The organism is Sphingomonas sp. PP-F2F-A104-K0414 (assembly GCF_004340945.1).
Taxonomy (GTDB): Bacteria; Pseudomonadota; Alphaproteobacteria; order Sphingomonadales; family Sphingomonadaceae; genus Sphingomonas.
This window is the reverse complement of sequence record NZ_SLYD01000002.1, coordinates 431,087-454,139: the sequence shown is the minus strand read 5'-3', so window position 1 is coordinate 454,139 and position 23,053 is coordinate 431,087. Positions and strand designations below refer to the sequence as shown.

The 23,053-nt window shown below is 65.9% G+C and carries 19 protein-coding genes; 16 read left to right on the top strand and 3 right to left on the bottom strand.

Annotated features, from left to right (window positions below; all coding sequences use genetic code 11):
- Window position 1: 1 nt before the first annotated feature.
- Complete coding sequence (locus tag C8J46_RS06255) at window positions 2–1,228, bottom strand: efflux RND transporter periplasmic adaptor subunit (RefSeq protein ID WP_243643241.1); 1,227 nt, start codon at window positions 1,226–1,228, stop codon at window positions 2–4.
- 406 nt (window positions 1,229–1,634) lie between these two features.
- On the opposite strand from C8J46_RS06255, the gene rpiA reads away from it, so the two are divergent.
- The 14 genes from rpiA to C8J46_RS06185 all read left to right on the top strand — a co-directional run bounded on the left by rpiA (window position 1,635) and on the right by C8J46_RS06185 (window position 16,412).
- Window positions 1,635–2,315, top strand: a complete 681-nt coding sequence (rpiA, locus tag C8J46_RS06250) for a ribose-5-phosphate isomerase RpiA (protein ID WP_132736327.1) — start codon at window positions 1,635–1,637, stop codon at window positions 2,313–2,315.
- A 69-nt stretch (window positions 2,316–2,384) separates the two neighbouring features.
- Complete coding sequence (tkt, locus tag C8J46_RS06245; protein ID WP_132736324.1) at window positions 2,385–4,475, top strand: transketolase; 2,091 nt, start codon at window positions 2,385–2,387, stop codon at window positions 4,473–4,475.
- Window positions 4,475–5,599 (top strand): transaldolase, encoded by a 1,125-nt coding sequence (tal, locus tag C8J46_RS06240; protein WP_132736321.1) that lies wholly within the window; start codon window positions 4,475–4,477, stop codon window positions 5,597–5,599. The genes tkt and tal overlap by 1 nt, the downstream gene beginning before the upstream one ends.
- A 127-nt stretch (window positions 5,600–5,726) precedes the next feature.
- On the top strand, window positions 5,727–6,710 hold the full coding sequence (gene gnd / locus C8J46_RS06235) for a phosphogluconate dehydrogenase (NAD(+)-dependent, decarboxylating) (RefSeq protein WP_132736318.1): 984 nt from the start codon (window positions 5,727–5,729) through the stop codon (window positions 6,708–6,710).
- Between the two features lie 8 nt (window positions 6,711–6,718).
- Complete coding sequence (locus tag C8J46_RS06230; RefSeq protein ID WP_207894116.1) at window positions 6,719–7,531, top strand: HAD family hydrolase; 813 nt, start codon at window positions 6,719–6,721, stop codon at window positions 7,529–7,531.
- Window positions 7,528–8,271, top strand: coding sequence for an HAD-IIB family hydrolase (locus C8J46_RS06225; RefSeq protein ID WP_060527242.1), 744 nt, complete (start codon window positions 7,528–7,530; stop codon window positions 8,269–8,271). Before C8J46_RS06230 ends, C8J46_RS06225 begins: the two co-directional genes overlap by 4 nt.
- Before the next feature lie 4 nt (window positions 8,272–8,275).
- Window positions 8,276–8,743 (top strand): GreA/GreB family elongation factor, encoded by a 468-nt coding sequence (locus C8J46_RS06220; RefSeq protein ID WP_132736312.1) that lies wholly within the window; start codon window positions 8,276–8,278, stop codon window positions 8,741–8,743.
- Window positions 8,743–8,925 carry a hypothetical protein gene (locus C8J46_RS06215; protein WP_055881387.1) on the top strand — a complete coding sequence of 61 codons (183 nt, stop codon included), beginning with the start codon at window positions 8,743–8,745 and terminating at the stop codon, window positions 8,923–8,925. Before C8J46_RS06220 ends, C8J46_RS06215 begins: the two co-directional genes overlap by 1 nt.
- A gap of 489 nt (window positions 8,926–9,414) precedes the next feature.
- Window positions 9,415–10,587, top strand: coding sequence for an NAD(P)/FAD-dependent oxidoreductase (locus tag C8J46_RS06210; protein ID WP_279388891.1), 1,173 nt, complete (start codon window positions 9,415–9,417; stop codon window positions 10,585–10,587).
- Between the two features lie 56 nt (window positions 10,588–10,643).
- Window positions 10,644–12,413: a DEAD/DEAH box helicase gene (locus C8J46_RS06205; protein ID WP_132736309.1), complete on the top strand. Its 1,770-nt coding sequence runs from the start codon at window positions 10,644–10,646 to the stop codon at window positions 12,411–12,413.
- A 315-nt stretch (window positions 12,414–12,728) separates the two neighbouring features.
- Window positions 12,729–13,175, top strand: a complete 447-nt coding sequence (locus C8J46_RS06200; RefSeq protein WP_132736911.1) for a YaiI/YqxD family protein — start codon at window positions 12,729–12,731, stop codon at window positions 13,173–13,175.
- A gap of 230 nt (window positions 13,176–13,405) precedes the next feature.
- The gene (locus tag C8J46_RS06195) at window positions 13,406–14,698 is read left to right on the top strand and encodes an Hsp70 family protein (RefSeq protein ID WP_132736908.1); all 1,293 of its coding nucleotides are present in this window, start codon (window positions 13,406–13,408) and stop codon (window positions 14,696–14,698) included.
- Window positions 14,695–15,357 carry a hypothetical protein gene (locus C8J46_RS06190; protein ID WP_132736905.1) on the top strand — a complete coding sequence of 221 codons (663 nt, stop codon included), beginning with the start codon at window positions 14,695–14,697 and terminating at the stop codon, window positions 15,355–15,357. The genes C8J46_RS06195 and C8J46_RS06190 overlap by 4 nt, the downstream gene beginning before the upstream one ends.
- The gene (locus C8J46_RS06185) at window positions 15,354–16,412 is read left to right on the top strand and encodes an AbrB family transcriptional regulator (RefSeq protein ID WP_132736306.1); all 1,059 of its coding nucleotides are present in this window, start codon (window positions 15,354–15,356) and stop codon (window positions 16,410–16,412) included. Before C8J46_RS06190 ends, C8J46_RS06185 begins: the two co-directional genes overlap by 4 nt.
- Before the next feature lie 124 nt (window positions 16,413–16,536).
- On the opposite strand, the gene C8J46_RS06180 is transcribed toward C8J46_RS06185, so the two are convergent.
- A complete protein-coding gene (locus C8J46_RS06180) occupies window positions 16,537–17,862 on the bottom strand; it encodes a sigma-54 dependent transcriptional regulator (RefSeq protein WP_132736303.1) in 1,326 nt (441 codons plus the stop codon).
- Window positions 17,859–19,616, bottom strand: coding sequence for an ATP-binding protein (locus C8J46_RS06175; RefSeq protein WP_207894115.1), 1,758 nt, complete (start codon window positions 19,614–19,616; stop codon window positions 17,859–17,861). The genes C8J46_RS06180 and C8J46_RS06175 overlap by 4 nt, the downstream gene beginning before the upstream one ends.
- 304 nt (window positions 19,617–19,920) lie before the next feature.
- Here C8J46_RS06175 and C8J46_RS06170 point away from each other — a divergent pair, with 304 nt between their 5' ends.
- Both C8J46_RS06170 and C8J46_RS06165 read left to right on the top strand, forming a co-directional pair.
- A complete protein-coding gene (locus tag C8J46_RS06170) occupies window positions 19,921–21,192 on the top strand; it encodes a dicarboxylate/amino acid:cation symporter (RefSeq protein WP_243643264.1) in 1,272 nt (423 codons plus the stop codon).
- A gap of 66 nt (window positions 21,193–21,258) precedes the next feature.
- Window positions 21,259–22,797: an alginate export family protein gene (locus tag C8J46_RS06165; protein WP_243643240.1), complete on the top strand. Its 1,539-nt coding sequence runs from the start codon at window positions 21,259–21,261 to the stop codon at window positions 22,795–22,797.
- The last annotated feature ends 256 nt before the right edge of the window (window positions 22,798–23,053 follow it).

The following is a 23,053-nucleotide window of genomic DNA, read 5'->3' as shown; positions in this document are numbered from 1 at the left end:
CTTAGCCGGCCTTTTTCTGGCTGGAGTCGCCACCCGAGGAGTCACCCTTGGGCGCTTCGATCTTTTGCGCGGTGTTTTCCGGCACCGGCTTCACGCCCTGGTTCGGCGCGATCTTCGACAGGCCCTGCGTGATGATCCGGTCGCCGGGGTTGAGCCCGCTGGTAACCACCCAGAACGCGCCCTGCGTCCGGTCCGCCTTGATCTTCTTCTGCACCGCCTTGTTGTTCGCATCGACGACGTAGACCGTGGCATTGCCCTTCGCGTCGCGCGACACGCCCGCCTGCGGCACGAGGAACGCACGCTGGTTGATCGCCTGTGCGAACTTCGCCTGGACGAACATGCCGGGCAACAGCAGCCCTTGCGGATTGGGGAAGCGTGCGCGCAGCGTCACGGTGCCGGTCTCGGTGTTGACCAGCGCTTCGGCGAACTCGACGGTGCCCGTAGCGCCATATTCGCTGCCGTCCTCGAGCGTCAGGCGGACTTCGGCGCGGGTCGCGACGATGCCGTTCTGGCCGAGCGAGCGGCGCAGCGCGAGCAGGTCGCCCGAGGATTGCTGGATGTCGACGAACATCGGGTCGAGCCGCTGAATCTGCGCCAGCGGATCGGTCTGCGTGGCGGAGACGAGCGCGCCGACGGTGAACAGCGAACGGCCGATGCGCCCGGTAATCGGTGCGGGGACGGTCGTGAACTTGAGGTTGATCTGCGCGGTCTCGAGCGCGGCGCGCGTCTGCGCGACCGAGGCGGTGGCCTGGCGCGAGGTGGCGACCGCGTTGGTATAGTCCTGCTTGCTGATCGCCTCCATCTCGGCGAGCGGCTTGTAGCGCTGGGCGAGAATGTTTTGCGCCTGCTGGTTGGCGCGCGCGCTCTGGAGGTTGGCCTGCGCCTCGTTGGCGGCCGCGCGATAGAGGCGGGGGTCGATTTCGTAGAGCGGCTGGCCCTTCTTGACGAGCGTACCCTCGGTGAAGAACCGCCGGCGGATGATGCCGGTGACCTGCGGACGGACGTCCGAGCTTTCGAACGCGGTGGTGCGGCCGCTGAGTTCGGTGGTCATCGCGACGCTGGTCGGCTGGACGACGACATAGCCGACGGTCGGCGTGCCCTGGCCGGGCTGGCCACCGCGGCCTGCCTTGCCCTGGGCCTTGTCGTCCCCGCCGGAGCAGGCCGCGAGCGCCAGTGCCGGCACCAGCAGAATGGCGCACCGCCGCGCAGAAATTCGTGTGGCTATCAAGTTTGGTAATCCGCGATCATGTGTTGGTCGGGCTAAACCACGAGGATGTACCAGAAGTATGTCAGTTGAAAAGCGGGGGCGAGAAATAGGGAAGAAAGAGTAACCTGTTTGATTGTGTGGGGGTGTTTTTCGCGTTCGTTGCGCTTCGATGGAGAACAAGGAGGAGTGCGCTCCTGCAATCCCATGCATCACCCAGGATGAACATCGCACCACCCCGGCGGAGGCCGGGGCCCAGTTGGGGGACGTTGCTAACGGAGCGCGGTCCGTCGTTACTGCGACCTTTCCAACTGGGCCCCGGCCTCCGCCGGGGTGGTGCTTTGTGTGGGAGTCCTCCAAACCAAATTGTCGCGAGGGCGTTGAGCGGTGGATGCCGGAACGTGCCCGGCATGACGGAGGGGGTGGGCTGATGGCTTTGATCGACGATGACAAGAAGGCCGCCGCTGTTGCGGCCGTAGCCGAAGTTCGGGACGGGATGCTCGTCGGGCTCGGTACCGGTTCGACTGCGGCGTTTGCGATTAAAGCACTTGGCGATCGAGTCGCCGAGGGACTCACCATCCGCGCGGTCGTCACCTCCGAAGCCTCCGGCAAACTCGCGCGCGACGTCGGAATCGACGTGCTCGACTTCGCCGACATCGCCCAGGTCGATCTCACGATCGACGGCGCGGACGAGATCGACTCGCGCTGCTTCGCCATCAAGGGCGCAGGCGGGGCGATGTTGCGGGAGAAGATCGTCGCCGCAAGCTCGGCACGGATGGTCGTGATCGCGGACGGCTCCAAGCGGGTCGACCGCATCGGCGCGGCGAAGCAGCCCGTCGAGGTGCTGCCCTTCGCGATAACCTATGTGATGCGCGTGCTGACCGACATGGGTGCCGCCCCAACGATCCGCGACAACTACCGGACGGACCAAGGCAATCTCGTCATCGATTGCCACTTCGCCACGCTCGAAGATCCCCACGCAACCGCCGCCACCCTCTCCGCAATCCCGGGCATTCTCGGCCACGGGCTGTTCCTCGACGAGGTCGATGCCGCGTATATTGCAACGAACGGCGTCGTTACGCGACTGGAACGGACAGGTGCATCCGACTAAAGGCATCCTATGTTGGCAACCAGATCGGATGCGCGGCGTTCGGTCACCGTCTAGAGCGAGGCTTCTTCCATGACCGATACCGCAACCGCCCCCACCAAGGCGGACCCCAAGCTGCACGAGGATGGTTCGCCCGAACGCCTCGCGATCGATACTATCCGCACGCTGTCTATGGACGCGGTGCAGAAGGCCAATTCGGGCCATCCCGGCACGCCGATGGCGCTGGCGCCGGTCGGCTACACGCTCTGGTCGAAGTTCCTGCGCTACGATCCCAAGCACGCCGACTGGCCCAACCGCGACCGCTTCGTGCTGTCGGTCGGCCATGCGTCGATGCTGCTCTATTCGCTGATCCACCTCGCCAAGATCGAAGAGATCGACGCGGACGGTAACAAGACCGGCAAGGAGGCCGTCAGCCTCGCCGACATCGAACAGTTCCGCCAGCTGTCGTCGAAGACCCCGGGTCACCCCGAATATCGCCATACCACCGGCGTCGAGACCACGACGGGTCCGCTCGGCCAGGGTTGCGGCAATTCGGTCGGCATGGCGATCGCCGAGCGCTGGCTCGCGGCGCGCTACAACAAGGATGGCTTCACGCTGTTCGACCATGACGTCTACACGATCTGCGGCGACGGCGACATGATGGAGGGCGTCTCGGCCGAGGCCGCGAGCCTCGCCGGCCACCTCAAGCTCAGCAACCTGTGCTGGATCTACGACAGCAACCACATCTCGATCGAGGGCGCGACCGATCTCGCGTTCGACGAGGACGTCGGCCTGCGCTTCGACGCCTATGGCTGGAACGTCATCCACATCGACGACGCGAACGACACCGCTGCGCTGAGCCGCGCGATCGAGACGTTCAAGGCGACCACCGACAAGCCGACCTTCATCGTCGTGCATTCGGTGATCGGTTACGGCAGCCCCAAGGCGGGCAGCGAGAAGGCGCACGGCGAGCCGCTCGGCGAGGAGAATATCCGCCTCACCAAGCAGGCGTATGGCTGGCCCGAGGACAAGTCGTTCTACGTGCCCGACGGCGTGATCGAGCATTTCAACGGTGCGATCGCCGAGCGTGGCGCCAAGCTGCGTGACGAGTGGGTCGCGCTGACCGACAAGTATCGCGGTGCCTATCCCGAGCTGTCCGCCGAGCTCGACCTGCTGCTCAAGGACGAGCTGCCCGAGGGCTGGGATGCCGACATCCCGACCTTCGAGGCGGATGCCAAGGGCGTCGCCAGCCGTGACTCGGGCGGCAAGGTGCTCAACGCGATCGCGGCCAAGGTGCCGTGGCTGATCGGTGGTTCGGCCGATCTCGCGCCATCGACCAAGACTGACATCAAGGGCCAGCCCTCGTTCGAGGCGGAGAACTACGCCGGCCGGAACTTCCATTTCGGCATCCGCGAACACGGCATGGGCGCGATCGTCAACGGCATGGCGCTGTCGCATCTGCGTTCGTACGGTTCGACCTTCCTGGTGTTCGCCGATTACATGCGCGCGCCGGTGCGCCTGTCCGCGATCATGGAGGTCGGCGCGATCTGGGTGTTCACGCACGACTCGATCGGTGTCGGCGAGGACGGCCCGACGCACCAGCCGATCGAGCATCTCGCCACGCTGCGTGCGATCCCCGGTCTCGACACGATCCGTCCGAGCGACGCGAACGAAGTCGTTGCGGCATGGAAGGCGGTTCTCAAGGACGCCAGCACGCCGGCCGCGCTGATCATGTCGCGCCAGGCTTTGCCGACGCTCGACCGGACCAAGTATGCAAGTGCCGACGGGCTCGAGAAGGGTGGCTATGTGCTGGCCGACAGCGACGGCACGCCCGACGTGATCCTGATCGCGACCGGCAGCGAAGTGTCGCTGGTCGTCGAGGCGCATGAGAAGCTGACCGCGGACGGCGTGAAGAGCCGGGTCGTGTCGATGCCGAGCTGGTATCGCTACGAACTGCAGGACGCCGCATACAAGGAAAGCGTGCTGCCACGCGAAGTGCGGGCGCGCGTTGCGGTCGAGATGGCCGGGGCGATCGGTTGGGACCGCTATGTCGGGCTCGACGGCGCGACCGTGACGATGTCGACCTTCGGGGCTTCGGCACCGCTCGCCAAGCTGCAGGACAAGTTCGGGTTCACCGTCGACAATGTCGTCAAGGTCGCCCGCCAAGTGATGGAGACCAAGTGATGGGTGCGCTCAACGATCTCGAAGGCTTCGGCCAGGCGGTATGGCTCGATTTCGTCGACCGGAAGTTCCTGGAGGCCGGTGGTCTCCAGAAGCTGGTCGACGAGGACGGCCTGACCGGCGTCACGTCGAACCCGTCGATCTTCGAGAAGGCGATGGGGCATGGCGACGCCTATGATTCGACGCTGGCCGAATACGACAAGCAGCATGCCGGCGCAGCGACGATCGATCGCTACGAGCATCTCGCGATCCAGGATATCAAGGCGGCGGCGGAGACGTTGAAGCCGGTTTACGACAAGCTCGACGCGAAGGATGGCTATGTCAGCCTGGAGGTGTCGCCGTACATCTCGGACGATACCGACGCGACGATCGCCGAGGCTAAGAAGCTGTGGGAGATGGTGGATCGGCCGAACCTGATGATCAAGATTCCGGGGACGCTCGCGGGCGGTCCGGCGATCTCGTCGACGATCGCGAGCGGGATCAACGTCAACGTCACGCTGCTGTTCGCGCTCGACGCCTATATTCGCGTTGCCGAGGCGTACACGGCGGGGCTCGAGGAGCGCGTCAAGCAGGGGCAGCCGATCGACAAGATCGCCAGCGTCGCGAGCTTCTTCGTCAGCCGGATCGACTCGTCGATCGACAAGGAGATCGATGCGCGTCTGGAGAAGGGCGATGCCGAGGCCGATGCGCTGAAGGCGGTCCGCGGCAAGGTTGCGATCGCCAACGCGAAGATGGCGTATCAATGGTATCTCGACTTCCTGAAGTCGGATCGCTGGCAGGCGCTCGCCGCCAAGGGCGCGCAGCCGCAGCGGCTGCTGTGGGCGTCGACCGGCGTGAAGGATCCGAGCTATCCCGATACGCTCTACATCGACACGCTGATCGGCAAGGACACGGTCAACACGATGCCGCCGAAGACGATGGACGCGTTCCGCGACCACGGCACTGCGGCGGAGACGATCACGCAGGACGTCGAGGGCGCCAAGCACACGCTGGCGGAAGCTGAGCGCTTGGGCCTCGACCTCAACGGCGTGACCGGCAAGCTGGTCGAGGAGGGCGTCGCCTCGTTCGTGAAGGCGTTCGACGACCTGCTCGGCTCGATCGCCAAGAAGCAGCCCGCCACGGCGTAAACTTCTGCTCCCTCTCCCCGTTGGGGAGATGGCCGGGGTGAGGGGCGCCGCGAGCGCCTCCGCCTGGAACTGCCCCTCACCCCGACCCTCTCCCCGGAGGGGAGAGGGAGAAGACAAGGATTTTACCATGAAGATCGGACTGATCGGCCTCGGCCGGATGGGCGGCAATATCGCGCGCCGGTTGATGAAGAACGGCCACGAGGTCGTCGCGTTCGACCGCGATGCCGAAGCCGTGAAGAAGCTCGCCGCCGACGGCGCGATCGGCGCGGACTCGCTCGACGACATGCGAGAGAAGCTCGACACCCCGGCGATCTGGTGGGTCATGGTCCCCGCGGGCGAGCCAACCGAGAGCACCGTCCAGGCGATCGCCGCGAAGGCCAACGACGGCGATATCATCATCGACGGCGGCAACAGCTTCTACAAGGACGACGTCCGCCGCGCGAAGGAACTGGCCGAGAAGGGCATCCACTATGTCGACGTCGGCACGTCAGGCGGCGTTTGGGGCCTCGAGCGCGGCTATTGCATGATGATCGGCGGCGACAAGGAAACGGTCGATCTGCTCGATCCGATCTTCGAGACGCTGGCGCCGGGCATGGGAACGATCGTCCGCACGCCGGGTCGCATCGAGGGCCAGGCCGATCCGCGCGCCGAGAAGGGCTACATCCACGCAGGCCCCTCGGGCGCTGGCCACTTCGTCAAGATGGTCCATAACGGCATCGAATACGGCCTGATGCAGGCCTATGCCGAGGGCTTCGACATCCTCAAGGGCAAGTCCGGCGAGCACGTCGTCGAGGAAGAGCGCTTCGATATCAACCTGACCGACGTCGCCGAAGTCTGGCGTCGCGGCAGCGTGATCTCGTCGTGGCTGCTCGACCTGTCGGCGATCGCGCTGGCGAAGGACGGCACGCTCGAAGGGTTCAGCGGCAGCGTCGCGGACTCGGGCGAGGGTCAGTGGACGATCGACGCGGCGATGGAGGAGAAGGTGCCCGCCAACGTGCTGAGCGCCGCGCTGTATGCGCGCTATCGCAGCCGGGTGGACCATACGTTCGGCGACAAGCTGTTGTCGGCGATGCGCTATGGCTTTGGCGGGCATGTCGAGATGCCCCAGTGAGCGGTGGCATGAGCGATATCAAGCTCCTCGTTTCCGATGTCGACGGGACGCTCGTCGACAAGGAGAAGAAGGTCACGCCCGCCACCGTCGACGCGGTCAAGCGACTGAAGGCGGCCGGCCTTGGCTTCACGATCATCAGCGCGCGGCCGCGTTCGGGGATGATGCCGATCGCGGACCTGCTCGGCATCGACGAGCCGATGGGTGCGTTCAACGGCGGGATCGTGTTCAAGCGCGACGGCACCGTGATCGAGCACCACATGATCGACGTCGATGTCGTCCGCGGCGCGATGGAGATCATCGGTGACGCGCCGGTCGACACGTGGTTCTTCGCGGACGATGTCTGGTACGCCAGCACCGACCAGGGTGGCCATGTCGGCAGCGAGAAGAAGGCGTCCGCGCAGGACCCGGTGATCGTCTCCGACTTCACCGACCTGCTCGCCAAGGCGGACAAGGTGACGTTCGTCAGCGACGACGAGGATTTGTTGCGCGACCTGCACGCTAAGGTCGCCGCGAAGTTCGATTCGCAGGCGACGATCGTCCAGTCGCAGACCTATTATCTCGACATCACGCCAGTGGCTGGCAACAAGGGCAGCGGGATCGAGGAACTGGCGGACGCGTTCGGCATCAGCTTGACGCAGACCGCGGCTATCGGCGATCAGGCGAATGACATCGCGATGCTCAAGCGCGCCAAGCTGGCGATCGCGATGGGCAATGCGCCGCAGAACGTCCGCGACGTCGCGCACGAGATTACCAGCGCGAACGATGCCGACGGCGTCGCGCACGCGATCGACACGTTTATCCTTACTGGAGTTTCCGCATGAAAGAGTTGGTTGCCTTCGACCTCGATGGAACGCTGGCCGAGAGCAAGCAGCCCTTGCAGGAGCCGATGGGCGAGGCGTTGGCGAACCTGCTCGACGTCGCGCATGTCGCGGTGATCTCGGGCGGCGACTGGCCGCAGTTCGAAAAGCAGGTCGCGTCGCGCCTGCCCGAGCGGGCGGATCGCACCAAGCTGTGGCTGATGCCGACGACGGGGACCAAGCTGTACCGGTTCGACGGCGAATGGCGCGCGGTGTATGCCGAGCTGTTCGAGGACGACGAGAAGCAGAAGATCCTCAAGGCGTTCGACGAATCGCTCGAGGCTACCGGTTTCGTGCCGGAGAAGACCTGGGGTGAGCGGATCGAGGATCGGGGCAGCCAGATCACGTTCTCGGCACTCGGTCAGGAAGCACCGATCGATGCCAAGCACAGCTGGGATCCGGACTTCGCCAAGCGGAAGGTGATCCAGGCGGATCTGCAGAAGCGCCTGCCGGGGCTGTCGATCAACATGGGTGGCGCGACCTCGATCGACATCACGCGTGAGGGTGTCGACAAGGCGTACGGGCTGAAGAAGCTCAACGAGGCGAGCGGCATCGCGCTCGACAAGATGATGTTCATCGGCGACGCGATCTTCCCGGGCGGGAATGATTATCCGGCGGAACAGCTTGGGCTGGACGTGGTGAAGGTGAAGAACGTTGACGGCACGCTGGCGGCGATCGCCGGGATCGTCGCGTGCCTGAAGTGATGGCATGAGCGTCGCGTTTCGTCGCGAGAGTGACGAGGAACATCTCGAACCCAAGTTCGAACAGCCGATCGCGCCGGGGCCTAATCTGGTCACGGCGCGTGGGCTGCGGTTGCTTGGCGAGCGGGTGGTCGCGATCGAGGCGGCGGTTACGGCTGAGACGGACGAGGAGGCTCGGAAGGTTTTGCTGCGGGATTTGCGGTATTGGCATACGCGGCAGACGACCGCCGAGATCGCACCGTCGCCTGAAGACGACGAGGTAGGTATCGGCTCGCGAGTTCGGGTTCGGATGAACGGGGCGGAGCGGGTTATCGCGATCGTCGGTGGTGACGAGGCCGAGCCCGGCGAGGACCGGCTGGCGTTCTCGGCGCCGTTGGCGCGGGCGCTGATGGGCGCGGCGGTTGGCGAGACGGTTGCGTTTGCGGACAAGTCGGACGCGATCGAGGTTCTGGCGATCGATAAGGATGAGGGCTGATGGCTGAGGCGAAATTCGAACGGCATCGTCAGGCTTGGACGCAGGACGAGATCCAGAAGCTGCATACGCTCGCCAAGAAGGGCATGGCGCTGAAGGCGATCGCCAAGGCGCTGACTCGGAGCGAGGAGTCGGTGAAGGTGCGGGCGAAGGAAGATTCGCTGAATATCGCCAAGCTGCGGTAGTTTATGAGTGCTTAGCCCTCTCCCTTCCGGGGAGAGGGTTGGGTGAGGGGCTGTTCTTGGCGGTGCATTGCTTGGCTGCCCCTCACCCCGACCCTCTCCCCGGAGGGGAGAGGGAGCAGATGGGGGCGGGCGTTCAGTCCGCTATGTTGCACGGTGCCATCGGATTGTCGCTCTTTCACAAGCCACCATCTCAGGTGCCGCCACCCCGGCGAAGGCCGGGGCCCAGTTGGAAAGGTTGCAGTAACGAGGCGCAACTTGCGCCACTGCCGTCCACCAACTGGGCCCCGGCCTTCGCCGGGGTGGTGCTATCTGGCATATTGGTTTCGTAGACTTACGAACGCCTCACCACCTATGTGGCCCCGCCCGAACACGCTACAGCGGCCACCCCTTCTTGTTCTCCCGCGAAGGCGGGAGCCCAGTCTGGGTCCCCGCCTTCGCGGGGAAACATTCTAATTGGCGGCTGCTGACTGAAGCCGCACGGAGCGACACTTGTCCGAATACGACGCGATCATCCTCGGAGCCGGTGCCGCCGGCCTCATGTGCGCCGCCGTCGCAGGCCAGCGTGGCCGGAAAATCCTGCTCGTCGACCACGCCGACCAAGCGGGCAAGAAGATCCTGATCTCGGGCGGCGGGCGGTGCAATTTCACCAACGTCCACACCGCCGCCGACCGCTACATCTCCGCCAACCCGCATTTCGCCAAGTCCGCGCTCGGCCGCTACACCGCGCAGGATTTCATCGCGCTCGTCGAATCCTACGGCATCACCTGGCACGAGAAGACGCTGGGGCAACTCTTCTGCAACGGCTCCGCGAAGCAGATCGTCGAAATGCTACTCGACGAATGCGACAAGGGGCGAGTCGACCTGTCGCTCGGTCGCGCGGTCACCGGCGTTGAACATGCAGACGGGCAGTACCGCGTGTCGCTCGACGGTCGCACGGTCACTGCCCCCGCGCTGGTGATCGCGACCGGTGGGCCGTCGATCCCAAAGATGGGCGCGACCGGGTTCGCCTATGACCTCGCGCGGCAGTTCGGGCTGAAGGTAGTCGAGCCTCGCCCGGCACTCGTGCCACTGACGCTCGGCGGGGACGAAATCCTGTTTCGCGAACTCTCCGGGGTCGCCGCAGACGTTGTCGCCACCGCCGGCAAGACCGCCTTCCGCGAGGCCGCGCTGTTCACCCACCGCGGCTTATCGGGGCCTGCGATCCTCCAAGTGTCGTCCTATTGGCGCAACGGCCAGCCCGTCGGGATCGATTTTCTCCCCGATCGCGAGTCCGGCTGGCTCCCCGCCGCCAAGCGTACCACGCCGCGCGCGACTCTCCGGAAACTGCTCGGCAGCACGCTCCCGGACCGACTCGCGGAGACTTTGAGCGAGCGATTGGGGATGACGAGCGAGATTTCCACGCTCACCGACCGCAAGCTCCAGGACGCCGAACGCGCGCTAAGCCATTGGCAATTCACGCCAAACGGCTCGGAAGGCTATGCCAAGGCCGAGGTCACCGCAGGCGGAATCAGCACTGCGGAACTCTCATCGCAAACAATGCAAGCCAAACGCGTACCAATGCTGTATGCAGTCGGCGAAGCGGTCGATGTCACAGGGTGGCTCGGCGGCTACAACTTCCAATGGGCATGGGCGAGCGGGTGGGCCGCGGGTCAAGTCCTGTAGGGACCACCACGCCAGTGCCTTGCCGTTGCGTAAGCCGGCCACCAATTAGGACGTACATGCCTTTTACAAATATTCCGTCGCTTCTTTCCGAGGCGCTCGAAGCGCGCGGCTATACCGCGCTCACCCCCGTCCAGGCTCATGTGATCGAGGACAATGCGATCGGTCGCGATCTCGTCGTGTCGGCGCAGACCGGCTCGGGCAAGACCGTGGCGTTCGGCCTGGCGATGGCCGGCGAACTGCTCGGTGAAGCCGGCGAGGACGGCGTCCAGCGCCTGCCCGCGCCGCACAAGCCGCTCGTCCTGTGCATCGCACCGACTCGCGAGCTCGCGCTCCAGGTCAGCCGCGAGCTGATGTGGCTCTATGCCAAGGCCGGTGCGCGCATCTCGACCTGCGTCGGCGGCATGGACGCCTCGAAGGAGCGTCGTTCGCTCGCTCACGGCGCGCATATCGTCGTCGGCACGCCGGGTCGTCTGCGCGATCACCTCGAGCGTGGCGCGCTCGACCTGTCGGCCCTCAAGGTCGCGGTGCTCGACGAAGCCGACGAGATGCTCGACATGGGCTTCCGCGAGGACCTCGAGCAGATCCTCGATGCGTCGCCCGAAGCGCGTCGTACGCTGCTGTTCTCGGCGACGATGCCGCGGCCGATCGTCGCGCTCGCCAAGCGTTACCAGAAGGACGCGCTGCGGATCTCGACCGTCGGCGAGGATCGCGGTCATGGCGATATCTCGTACCAGGCCGTCACGGTCTCGCCGTCCGAGATCGAGCATGCGGTGATCAACCTGCTGCGCTTCCACGAGGCGGAGACGGCGATGCTGTTCTGCGCGACTCGCGACAATGTGCGCCATCTGCATGCGAGCCTGGTCGAGCGTGGCTTTGCCGCCGTCGCGCTGTCGGGCGAGCATTCGCAGAACGAGCGTAACGCTGCGCTTCAGGCGTTGCGTGACCGCCGTGCGCGCGTCTGCGTTGCGACCGATGTTGCGGCGCGCGGTATCGATCTGCCGACGCTTTCGCTGGTCGTTCACGTCGAGCTGCCGCGCGATGCCGAGACGCTCCAGCATCGCTCGGGTCGTACCGGTCGTGCGGGCAAGAAGGGCACCGCCGTCCTGATCGTGCCGTTCCCGCGTCGCCGTCGCGTCGAGATGATGCTCCGTGGTGCGAAGATCAACGCGGAGTGGGTCAACGCCCCGACCGCGGAGGACATCCGCAAGAACGATCACGAGCGGCTGATCGGCATGCTGTTGCAGCCGGTCGAGGTCGAGGAGGAGGATCGCGCACTCGCCGTCCGCCTGATGGCCGAGAAGACGCCGGAGGATATCGCCGCGGCACTGGTGCACATGCACCGCGCGACGATGCCGCAGGCCGAGGATCTGATCGACCAGAGCAAGCAGCCGACTCAGGACGAGCGTTCGCAGGGGCCGCGCGCGGGCTTTGAGGACACGGTGTGGTTCCGGATGGACATCGGTCGTCGCCAGAACGCCGATCCGCGCTGGATCCTGCCGCTGATCTGCCGTCGCGGGCACATCACCAAGTCGGAGATCGGTGCGATCCGCATCGGCCCGAACGAAACGGCTTTCGAGATTCCGCGGGCGGTTGCGTCGCGGTTCTCGGCGGCGATCCAGCGTACGGCACAGGCTGGTGAGGAAGAGAGCGGCGTGGCGATCGAGGCGATGCAGGGTGCGCCCGAGAGCGGCGCTCGGCATGACGGCGGCGGCGGTGGTCGCAGCAATGCGAGTGGTCCACGCTCGACGCTGCACCGTGCGGCACCGCGTGGCGGTCCGGCTCCGACGCGGAAGCCTCCGTACCGTGGTAACCGCGACCGGACCTGAGGGATCGGGTTGGCGAACCGAGCTTACTAAGTCTCGAATTCCCCTCCCGCCGTCCAACCCCAAACCCAAACCCAAACCCAAACCCAAACCCGTCACCCCAGCGAAAGCTGGGGTATCCCACGTGGCTCGCGACACGCGCCAAACAGGGAGATCCCAGCTTATGCTGGGATGACGGAATTGGGGTGGCGGTACTCTTTGGATGTGCGGCGGCGGGCAACGGGCCTGGGACGACGGATTTAGCGCGCTGAATAAGGATACGGGGATGGCCGGCATTCGATCGCGAGGGTTCAGGTGACTGCCGACACCCCCACCACACTGCGCATCCTCGTCGACGCCGACGCGTGCCCCGTCAAAGACGAGATCTACAAGGTCGCGTGGCGCCACGAAGTCCCCGTGACGATCGTCGCCAACAGCCATTTCCGCATCCCCGTCCACCCGCTGATCTCGCGCGTGGTCGTCAGCGACGGATTCGACGCCGCCGACGACTGGATCGCCGAACAGGCCGACGCGAAGTCGGTCGTGATCACTGCCGACATCCTGCTCGCCGATCGCTGCGTGAAGGCTGGCGCGACCGTGCTGGCCAACACCGGCAAGCCGTTCACCACCAGTTCGATCGGCGGCGCGATCGCGACGCGCGCGATCATGGCCGACCTGCGCGCGGGTGGCGACATTATCGGCGGCCCTGCGCCGTTCTCCAAGACCGACCGGTCGAGCTTTCTGTCCGCACTCGACGCGGCACTTGTGCGGTTGAAGCGCCTCTAAGGTCGCGTGCCGATCCTCCCCTATGAGGGGAGGTGGCAGGCCGCAGGCCTGACGGAGGGGTAGCCCGCCATCGAGAACGCGATACCTCTCCGTCTGGCAGGTGCCAGCCACCTCCCCTTGCAGGGGAGGATGTAGATATGGTTTTACCGCCCGCCGAAGCACGCGCGGGGTTGCCATCCTGTGCCCCGCATCGCCATAGGCGCGCGTTCATACAAGGACGACGCATGCAGATGGACGCTGGCGGCCCCGCGCTGGGGCTGGATTTCGGCACGACCAACAGCGTCGTGGCGCTGGGGACCAAAGACGGCACGCCCGAACTGGTGACCTTCGCGGCGCCAGCCGAGACGAGCCCGGTGTTCCGTTCGGCGTTGTGTTTCTGGCAGGACGATAGCGGCAAGGGGCTCGCGTCGGATGCGGGGCCGTGGGCGATCGCGGAATATATGGAGTATCCGCTCGACAGCCGGTTCATCCAATCGTTCAAGTCGGTTGCGGCGATGAAGACGTTCGAACAGGCGTCGGTGTTCGACAAGCGCTATCGGTTCGAGGAACTGGGGCAGCTGTTCCTCGAAAAGCTGATTTCGCATGCAGGCGGCAAGCTCGACACGCGGCCACACCGGATCGTCGTCGGGCGGCCGGTCGAATATGCCGGCGCGCGGCCCGACGAGGCGCTGGCGCGCATGCGGTATGACGCGATGTTCAAGGGCTTCGGCGCGGAGATTCATTACGTCTACGAACCGCTCGGCGCGGCCTATAGCTACGCGACGCGGCTGACCGAGCCGGCGACCATTCTGGTGGCGGATTTCGGCGGCGGTACGAGCGACTTTTCGGTGGTGCGCGTTGCCGAGCCGGGCGCGACGCGTCGGTGTACGCCGCTTGGGCATGCGGGTGTCGGGATTGCGGGTGATCGGTTCGATTACCGGATCCTCGACCGGCTGGTGCTGCCGATGCTGGGCAAGGGCGGCGCGTACAAGTCGTTCGGCAAGGAACTGGAGATTCCGCGCGCGTATTTCGCCGACTTCGCGGACTGGTCCAGGCTGGCGCTGATGCGCAATCGCAAGACGATGACCGAGTTGGAGCGGTTGCAGAAGACCGCGATCGATCCGGATGCGATCGGGCGGATGATCGCGGTGATCGAGAACGAACTCGGCTATCCGCTGTACGATGCGGTCGGGTCGCTGAAGCGTGCGCTGTCGAGCGGCGAGGACGCGCATTTCCATTTTGCGGGCGCGGGGCTGGAGATCGAGGCAGACGTGACGCGCGCGCAGTTCGAGGGGTGGATCGCCGACGACGTGGTGCGGATCGAGGCGGCGGTCGACCGGGCCTTGGAGGTCGCGAACGTCGGTGGCGGCGAGATCGACCGGGTGTTCCTGACAGGTGGATCGTCGCTGATCCCGCGCATCCGGCAAATTTTCGTCGAGCGGTTCGGCGAGGCGGCGATCATGAGTGGTGGCGAGCTGACGTCGATCGCGCACGGCCTCGCGCTGATCGGCGAGCAGGACGATATCGCGGCGTGGTCGGCATGATCCCTCGCGTGCTTCTCGGGACGGCGCAGGTGCCGGGTGGGGGTGAGCTTCGGTTGCTCCAGCGGGGCACCGAGTTCTCGATCATGCTCGGCGCTAACGAGTTGATGAACAGTCGGCTTAGCGGATCGGAAGAGGCGCTGGCGGAGCAGGCGTGTGATCGGATCGGCGACCGGCCAGGCGTGCGGATGCTGATCGGCGGGCTCGGGATGGGGTTCACATTGCGGGCAGCACTGGCGCGGCTTGGCGCTGATGCGCAGGTGGCGGTCGCGGAGATCGTACCGGCGGTGATCGAGTGGGCGCAGGGGCCGATGGCGGCGTTGCACGGCGACAGCTTGACCGATCCGCGGACACGGATCTTCGAGGGCGACGTCGCCGCGGCGATTGCCGAGGGGGAGTGGGACGCGATCCTGCTCGACGTCGATAACGGGCCCGACGGGATTTCACGGCCGGGTAACGATCGGCTTTATGGCGCACGCGGATTGTCGTTGGCGCGGGCGGCGTTGCGACCCGGTGGCATATTTGCCGTGTGGTCGTCGGCACCGAGCAAGCCGTTCGCGACCCGACTTGCCGAAGCGGGGTTCGCGGTCGACGAGGTGATCGCTCGGGCGACGCGGAAGGGCGGCGCGCGGCACACGATCTGGTTCGCTACCAAGGCATGATCGGGCGCTGGGCCGTATTGATCGCGCTGTCGGCGGTGATCGCGGGGGTGCTGGAGGTCGTTGGGCTGCCTGCGGGGTTGTTGCTCGGGCCGATGGTCGCGGCGGTGGTGCTTGCGGTGAGGGGTTGGTCGTTGACCGTGCCGACTTCGGCTTTTCGCGGCGCGCAGGCGGCGGTGGGGACGCTGATCGCGGGCTCGATCAAGACCGGGATCGTCGCGACGGTGGCGGATCACTGGCCGGTGTTCCTGATGGTCAATTTCGTCACGCTCGCGGCGAGCAGCGTGCTCGGGTATCTGCTCAGCCGGTGGCAGGTGTTGCCGGGAACCGTCGCGGTATGGGGATCGACGCCCGGCGCGGCGAGCGCGATGGTGCTGATGGCGCAGGCCTACGGGGCGGATTCGCGGCTGGTCGCGGTGATGACGTACACGCGCGTTGTGAGCGTGGCGGTGGTCGCGTCGGTGCTGGCGGCGGTGATGGTCGGCGGCGGGAGTGGGCATCATGTTGCCGCGACGTGGTTCGCATCCGTCGATCCGGTTGCCGTGCTGCGGACGATCGCGATTGCCGGGATCGGCGCGGGTGTCGGTGTGATGTTGAAGCTCCCCGCCGGCGCACTGCTCGGGTCGCTGGTCGCGGGGGCGGCGCTTAATGTTACTGGGGTCGCGCAGCCAGTGTTGCCGCAGTGGTTGCTGGCGATCAGCTATGCGGTGGTCGGGTGGAGGATCGGGCTATCGTTCACGCGCGACACGCTGCGGGTGGCGGGGAAGGCGATGCCGCGAATCCTGTTGTCGGTGGCGCTGCTGATCGCGTTCTGCGGCGGGATTGCGGCGGTTTTGACACGGTGGTGGGGGATCGATCCGGTTACCGCATATCTGGCGACGAGTCCTGGCGGGATGGACTCGGTCGCAATCATTGCGGCGTCGAGTCCGGTCGATGTGCCGTTCGTAATGGCGCTTCAGGTGTTGCGGTTTCTGGGGGTGTTGCTGATCGGGCCGCCGCTCGCGAAGTTCGTGGCGACGCGGCAGGGCGGTGTGCCGCCGCCGGTCATCCCGACTTAGATTGATCCTCCCCTGCAAGGGGAGGTGGCGCGAAGCGACGGAGGGGTATCGCGCTATCGGGAGCGGATCACCCCTCCGTCAGCGCTTCGCGCTGCCACCTCCCCTTGCAGGGGAGAATCTGCGGTTACTCCTTCGTGGGGCGGTAGGCTTCGACGTCGATGTCGTGGCGCTTGAGCTTGTCGTAGAACGTCTTTCGCGGGATGCCGAGCGCGGCCAGCGCAGACCGCACGTCGCCGCTGACCTGTTGCAGGGTCGCGCGGATCGTGGCTTCCTCGAACTTGTCGACGCGGGCGGGGAGGGGGATTTCGCTGTCCTCGTCGACAGGGTCTTCGGCCTCGACGCGGAGGACGAGGCGCTTGGCGAGGTTGTCGAGTTCGCGGACGTTGCCGGGCCAGTCGTGCTGACCGAGATAGGCTAGCGTCGCGGTGTCGATCGTCGGCACCTCGCGGCCGAACCGTTCCGCCGCTTGGTGAAGGAGGTGGCCGAACAGCAACGGGATGTCGTCGCGGCGTTCTCTGAGCGGCGGGATGCGCAGGCGGACCGCGTCGAGGCGGAACAGGAGGTCAGCGCGGAATCGGCCTTCTTCGACCGCCTGTTCGAGGCCAGGTTTGGCGGCAGCGATCACGCGCAGGTCGAGCGCGCGGGGAAGGTCGCCACCGACCGGCATCACCTCGCGCTCCTCGAGTACGCGAAGTAGTTTCGCCTGGAACGCAGGGAGGGTGCTCTCGATCTCGTCGAGGAACAGCGTGCCGCGGTTCGACGCCTCGATCCGGCCGGTCCGCGGCAGGCGGGAGTCGCCGTCATGGCCGAACAGCTCGATCTCCGCGACCGCCTCGGGCAGCGCGGCGCAGTTGACCGCCACGAAGGGCCGTGACCGTCGGTTGCTCCAGCGGTGGAGCAGGACCGCGACGAGTTCCTTGCCGGTGCCGGTCTCCCCCTCGATCAGAACGTCGATGTCGGCCTGAGCAATTTGGCGCATCGTTTCGCGGAGGCGGACCATCACCGGGGTCTCGCCGATCAGGGGTTCGGCGCCGACCGTTTCCTCGGCGGCGGCGCGGAGGCGGCGGTTGTCGAGGACCAGGCGGCGCATTTCGAGAGCCCGCCTAGCGCCCGCGATCAGGTGGTCGGTCGCGAAGGGCTTCGGGATGAAGTCGAATGCACCGTTCTTGAGCGCGGCGACCGCCATCGCGACGTCACCGTGGCCGGTCATCAGCAGCACCGGGATCTCATGGTCGATCGCGGCGATCCGGCGGAAGAGCTCGAGCCCGTCCATCTTTGGCATGCGGATGTCGGACACCACCGCGCCATCGAACCCGGCGGTTACGCGGGCAAGCGCGACGGTCGGGTCGCGCTCGGCGATCACTGCGATGCCGGCAAGTTCGAACGATTGCTCCAGTGCACCGCGCAACACGTCGTCGTCGTCGACGAGCAATACCGCTTGCTCGCTCATGCCTTCACCAGGATCATACGGAAGATGGCGCCTTCTGGAGCGGGAACGAGGTCGAGCGTGCCGCCGAACTCGGTCATGATGTCGCGCGCGATGCCGAGGCCGAGCCCGAGGCCGTCCTTCTTGCTGGTCGCGAACGGGGTGAAGAGGTGGTCGGCGATCGCGGCGTCGATGCCGGGACCGTTGTCGGCGACGGTCAGCACGACGTCGCGGCCTTTCCTGCCGACGGTGACACTGACGCGGGCGTCGCGGCGGTCGGCGACCGCGTCGAGAGCGTTCTGGAGAAGGTTGACCAGCACCTGCTCCAAACGGACGCGACCGGCGATCACGGTCAGTCGCGCCTCGGGGCCGGTCGGGAGGTCGAGCCTCACGCCTTTTGCGCGGAAGCGGTCGCCGATCAGCAGGCGGACGCCGTCTATCGCTTCGTCGAGTGCCACGGGCCCGATCGAGCCTGCGCCGCGCCTAGCATAGCGCCTGAGCCCAGCGGTGATCGTGCCGATCCGGCTGGTGAGGTCGACGATCGACTGGAGATTGGTTGCCGCGCGCGCCGGTTCGCCGCGGTCCAGGAAGGCGGCGGCGTTGTCGGCGAAGGTGCGGATCGCGGCGACGGGCTGGTTGATTTCGTGCGCGACGCTGGCGGTGATCGTGCCGATCGAGCCGACGCGGTTGGCGTGCGCGAGTTCCTCGCGGGCCTGGCGGAAGCGCTGGTCGGACGCCTCGCGCTGTTCGACCTCGATCTGAAGGCGGTCGGCTGTGGCGCGGAGCTCGGCGGTACGGCGCGCGACTTCGGCTTCGAGTTCGGCGCGGGCGCCCGCGTTCCGCTTCCGCCGCTCCTGGAGCCACCACGCGCTGAGCATCGCCGCGATCGTCGCCAGCGCCGCGATCGCGGTCGCCCAGCGGGTGCGAGCCGCGGCGGTGCGCAGCGCGGCGTCGAGCGGTTCCATATGGACCAGCCGCCACTTCGCGATCGGCACCGGCAGAGAGACCTCTACCGCCGGCGTTCCATCCGCAAGGCGCGCGCGATCACCGTCGAGCATCAGTGGTGCTGCCGCGAGCGGAGAGGCGCCGAACTGTCGGGTCGCGATCAGTTCGCTGCGGCGCATCCGTGAAAGCGGGCGTGTCGTGTGGAATTGCAGGCGGGGATCGCTCGAGATCAGGATGATTCCGTCGGGATCGGTGACGAAGGTCGCCATCCGGTCCTGGATCCACGCGCGGGCGATCTTGCCGAACTCTACCTTGACCACGACCACGCCGAGCGGTCGTCCGGCGCGGTCGATGCGGCGCGACAGATACAGGCCGGGGCGCCCGCTGACGCTGCCCAGCGCGAAGAACTCGGTCGCGCCCGATGCCATCGCCTTGGTGAAATAGTCGCGGTAGCGATAGTCGTGGCCGAGAAAGCTGTCGGGGCGGCCGGCGTTCGACGCCGCGATCGTCATGCCCTGCGTATCGAGCGCGTAGATCACCGGGGCGCCGGTTCGCTCCGCCAGCATTGCGAGCTTGGCGTTGAGTGCCGGGTCGACGGTACCCGACGCCAGTGCCGCGCGGACGTCGGGATATTCGCCGAGCATGACCGGGAGCAGGCGATAGGTCTGCAACTCGGCTTCGAGCAGGCGGAGGTTGCTGCGGGTCTGCTGGACCGCGTGCATCCGCACGCTCGCGGTCGCGTCCGCCACCGCACGCGGGCCGTAGACCGAGGCGACTCCGGCGACGATCACACCGAGTGCGGCAAACGCGAGCAGCACCGCCAGCGCAGTCATGAAAAGAGGGGAACGGAGCCGCGCCATTTGTGCGGATTATCACACACCAATAGGTCGCGCCACTCCGTAAAATCGGCATTTCTCGCACATCTGAAGACTGGGTATGTCTTCAAACCACGTAAAACCAACGTTTTAAGCGCATGACCACATAGTCTTGTAGTCCTTGGTTCGGCCCGGCATTACCGTCGCGATAACGTCCCGTGGCAGTGGACGAGAGTTTCAGGAGGCGATGTTGACCCTACCCACCCAGACATATGGCGTCGCGGAAACGCCCGCGCGGAAGCGCTGGAGCGGCCAGCTCTATATCCAGGTCCTGATCGCGATCGCGCTCGGCGCGGCGCTCGGGCATTTCTATCCGACCTATGGCGCGGCGCTGAAGCCGCTCGGCGATGCGTTCATCAAGTTGGTGAAGATGATCATCGCACCGGTGATCTTCCTGACGCTCGTCACCGGCATCGCCGGCATGAAGGAGCTCGGCTCGGTCGGCCGCGTCGCGGGCAAGGCGTTCGCGTATTTCCTGTTCTTCTCGACGCTGGCGCTGATCGTCGGGCTGATCGTCGCCAACGTCGTCCAGCCGGGCGCGGGGATGAACATCGACGCCGCCACGCTCGATACCAAGGGCATCGCCGACTACACGGTGAAGGCGCACGAGACGACGATTACCGGGTTCCTGATGAGCATCATCCCGGACACGATGGTCAGCGCGTTCACCGAAGGCAACATCCTCCAGATCCTGCTCGTCGCGATCCTGTTCGGCATCTCGCTGAGCCTGGTCGGCGAGCCTGCCAAGCCGGTGCTCAACTTCCTCGAGCGCCTCAGCCTGATCGTCTTCAAGCTGGTCGGCATCCTGATGCGCGCGGCGCCGCTCGGCGCGTTCGGCGCGATCGCCTTCACGATCGGCAAATACGGGATCGGCAGCCTCGCCAATCTCGGCGCGCTGGTCGCGACCTTCTACCTGACCGCGGCGCTGTTCGTGGTCGTCATCCTCGGCACCGTCGCGCGGCTGACGGGCTTCTCGATCTTCAAGCTGATCAAGTATCTGAAGGCCGAGCTGCTGCTGGTGCTCGGGACGTCGTCGTCGGAAGCGGCGCTGCCGAACCTGATCCAGAAGATGGAAGCGGCAGGCTGCGAGAAGTCGGTCGTCGGGCTAGTCGTGCCGACCGGCTATTCGTTCAATCTCGACGGCACCAACATCTACATGACGCTGGCGGCGCTGTTCATCGCGCAGGCGACCAACACGCATCTGACGCTCGGTCAGGAATTGCTGCTGCTGGTCGTCGCGATGATCTCGTCGAAGGGTGCGGCGGGTGTTACCGGCGCGGGCTTCATCACGCTGGCCGCGACGTTGTCGATCGTGCCGACCGTGCCGATCGCCGGCATGGCGCTGATCCTCGGCGTCGACCGGTTCATGAGCGAGTGCCGCAGCCTCACCAACTTCATCGGCAACGCAGTCGCGACGATCGTCGTCGCCCGCTGGGAGGGCGCACTCGACCGCGACAAGCTCGATGCTGCGCTGTCGGGCAAGCTCCCCGAGTTCGTGCCGGCGGCAATCCCCGCCGCTGCCACCGCCCATTGATGCCGGCGGGGACGGCCAGCCCGTCCCCGCCCGCCCGTTCCCGCCAGCCAGTACCGGAACTTGCTTATGACCTCGATGACGATGCGCCGCTTGCGGCACGCGGCTGGCCTTGCCACGTCCGCGCTCTCGATCTTCGCGTTCGCGAATGTCGCAACCGCACAGGCCGAGGCGCCGCCTTCGCGCCAGGCCAATGTCGGCGCCAAGGACGTGTCGAGCACCGCCGAAGCCTCGCCGATCGCCGAGAGCTATCCCAATGCCGCGATCGGCGATGGCGTGACGGCGGGTGGTTACAACCAGTCACGCTGGGCAGAGGACTGGTCGAAGCTGCGCGATCCGAAGAAGCGCAAGGACATCGTCGACCAGCTGAAGTTCATCTCGATCGCGGGTGATGGCGACGTCTATCTGACGCTGTCGGGCGAGGCGCGGTTCCGCGTCAACGAGACCACCAACCCCAATCTGCGCGATGCCGAGGCACAGCGGCAGGATATCCTTCGCCTGTTCGGGGGCGCCGATTTGCATGTCGGCCAGCATCTCCGGTTCTACGGCGAACTCGCGCATGGCACGCTGGAGGGCCGTAACCTCGGCACGGCACTGCCGAACCTGCGCAACAAGCTGGCGGTGCAGCAGGGGTTCGTCGACCTGACCGGGACCGTCGCCGATGTCGATGTCGGCGTGCGCTATGGCCGCCAGACGTTTGCGGACGGTCCTAACCTGCTGGTCGTGCCGCGCGACAACAACACGCTGTTCTTCGGTTTCAACGGCTTCCGCGCCTGGGCGCGTGCCGCCGGCGTCCGCGCCGACGTGTTCGACTTCAAGCCGACCGCCTACGGCAATGGCGGTACCCAGGACGACAACGCCGAGAGCGCGCGGCGCTTCTCGGGTATCTCGACCGGGATCGTCGTGCCGGAAACGCTGTTCGGCGGGTCGAAGCTGTACGTCGACCCGTTCCTCTGGCGGCTGCGCAATCGCACGGCGGTATGGGGCACCGACACCGCACGCGAAGTCCGCAATTTCTATGGCCTGCACGTCTGGGGTGACGCGGGGCCGGTCAATCTCGACTGGACGATCAACTATCAGGGCGGTTCGTACGATAACCGCTCGATCAAGGCGTGGCTGATCCTGTTGGCGCAGACTTACAAGATCGGCGACGGCAAGTCCGCGCCGCGGGTCGGTTTCCATGCGGACTATGCCAGCGGTGGTGGCGCGTATGGCAAGGGCACGCTGCGCAACTCGCTCGCGCCGTTCGGCAACAACATCTATTACAGCTATCAGCTGTTCGCGACGCCGACCAACCTGATTGCGCTGGCACCGAACGTGACCTTCACGCCGTTCGGCAAGCTGCGCATGACCGCGGAATATCAGCTGTCGTGGCGCGATACGACGAGCGATGCGGTGTACCGCGCGAATGGCTCGGCGTTTGCGGGAACGCAGAATTTCGGGGGCAAGAAGATCGCCGACACGATCCGGTTCCAGGCGGTGTACCCGTTCACCTCGCGGCTGTCGTTCACCGGGCGATACGAGCATCTGATTGCGGGGCCTGCGCTGACCAATGCCGGGTACAAGAACTCCGACTTCCTGGCGGGCTGGATCAGCTACCGGTTCTGACGCCCTATCGATCCTCCCCTCTGAGGGGAGGTGGCAGCCCGCAGGGCTGACGGAGGGGTAGCGCGCCATCGAGAGCGCGACACCCCTCCGTCTGGCAAGAGCCAGTCACCTCCCCTGCCAGGGGGGGGGCCAAGGTGCGGCGATACCGCCCGGATTAACCTGCGTCGCTCCGCGCAACAAATTCGGTTATCCAGACCATACCGGTCCTTCAATTCCTTGATCGACTGTGGCACATGGGCTCCAACATCAGGAGCAC

Coding starts and splice junctions, on each gene's coding strand:
- rpiA (WP_132736327.1), top strand. CDS start 1,635: ATGGCTTTGATCGACGATGACAAGAAGGCCGCCGCTGTTGCGGCCGTA.
- tkt (WP_132736324.1), top strand. CDS start 2,385: ATGACCGATACCGCAACCGCCCCCACCAAGGCGGACCCCAAGCTGCAC.
- tal (WP_132736321.1), top strand. CDS start 4,475: ATGGGTGCGCTCAACGATCTCGAAGGCTTCGGCCAGGCGGTATGGCTC.
- gnd (WP_132736318.1), top strand. CDS start 5,727: ATGAAGATCGGACTGATCGGCCTCGGCCGGATGGGCGGCAATATCGCG.
- C8J46_RS06230 (WP_207894116.1), top strand. CDS start 6,719: ATGAGCGATATCAAGCTCCTCGTTTCCGATGTCGACGGGACGCTCGTC.
- C8J46_RS06225 (WP_060527242.1), top strand. CDS start 7,528: ATGAAAGAGTTGGTTGCCTTCGACCTCGATGGAACGCTGGCCGAGAGC.
- C8J46_RS06220 (WP_132736312.1), top strand. CDS start 8,276: ATGAGCGTCGCGTTTCGTCGCGAGAGTGACGAGGAACATCTCGAACCC.
- C8J46_RS06215 (WP_055881387.1), top strand. CDS start 8,743: ATGGCTGAGGCGAAATTCGAACGGCATCGTCAGGCTTGGACGCAGGAC.
- C8J46_RS06205 (WP_132736309.1), top strand. CDS start 10,644: ATGCCTTTTACAAATATTCCGTCGCTTCTTTCCGAGGCGCTCGAAGCG.
- C8J46_RS06195 (WP_132736908.1), top strand. CDS start 13,406: ATGGACGCTGGCGGCCCCGCGCTGGGGCTGGATTTCGGCACGACCAAC.
- C8J46_RS06190 (WP_132736905.1), top strand. CDS start 14,695: ATGATCCCTCGCGTGCTTCTCGGGACGGCGCAGGTGCCGGGTGGGGGT.
- C8J46_RS06185 (WP_132736306.1), top strand. CDS start 15,354: ATGATCGGGCGCTGGGCCGTATTGATCGCGCTGTCGGCGGTGATCGCG.
- C8J46_RS06180 (WP_132736303.1), bottom strand. CDS start 17,862: ATGAGCGAGCAAGCGGTATTGCTCGTCGACGACGACGACGTGTTGCGC.
- C8J46_RS06175 (WP_207894115.1), bottom strand. CDS start 19,616: ATGACTGCGCTGGCGGTGCTGCTCGCGTTTGCCGCACTCGGTGTGATC.
- C8J46_RS06165 (WP_243643240.1), top strand. CDS start 21,259: ATGACCTCGATGACGATGCGCCGCTTGCGGCACGCGGCTGGCCTTGCC.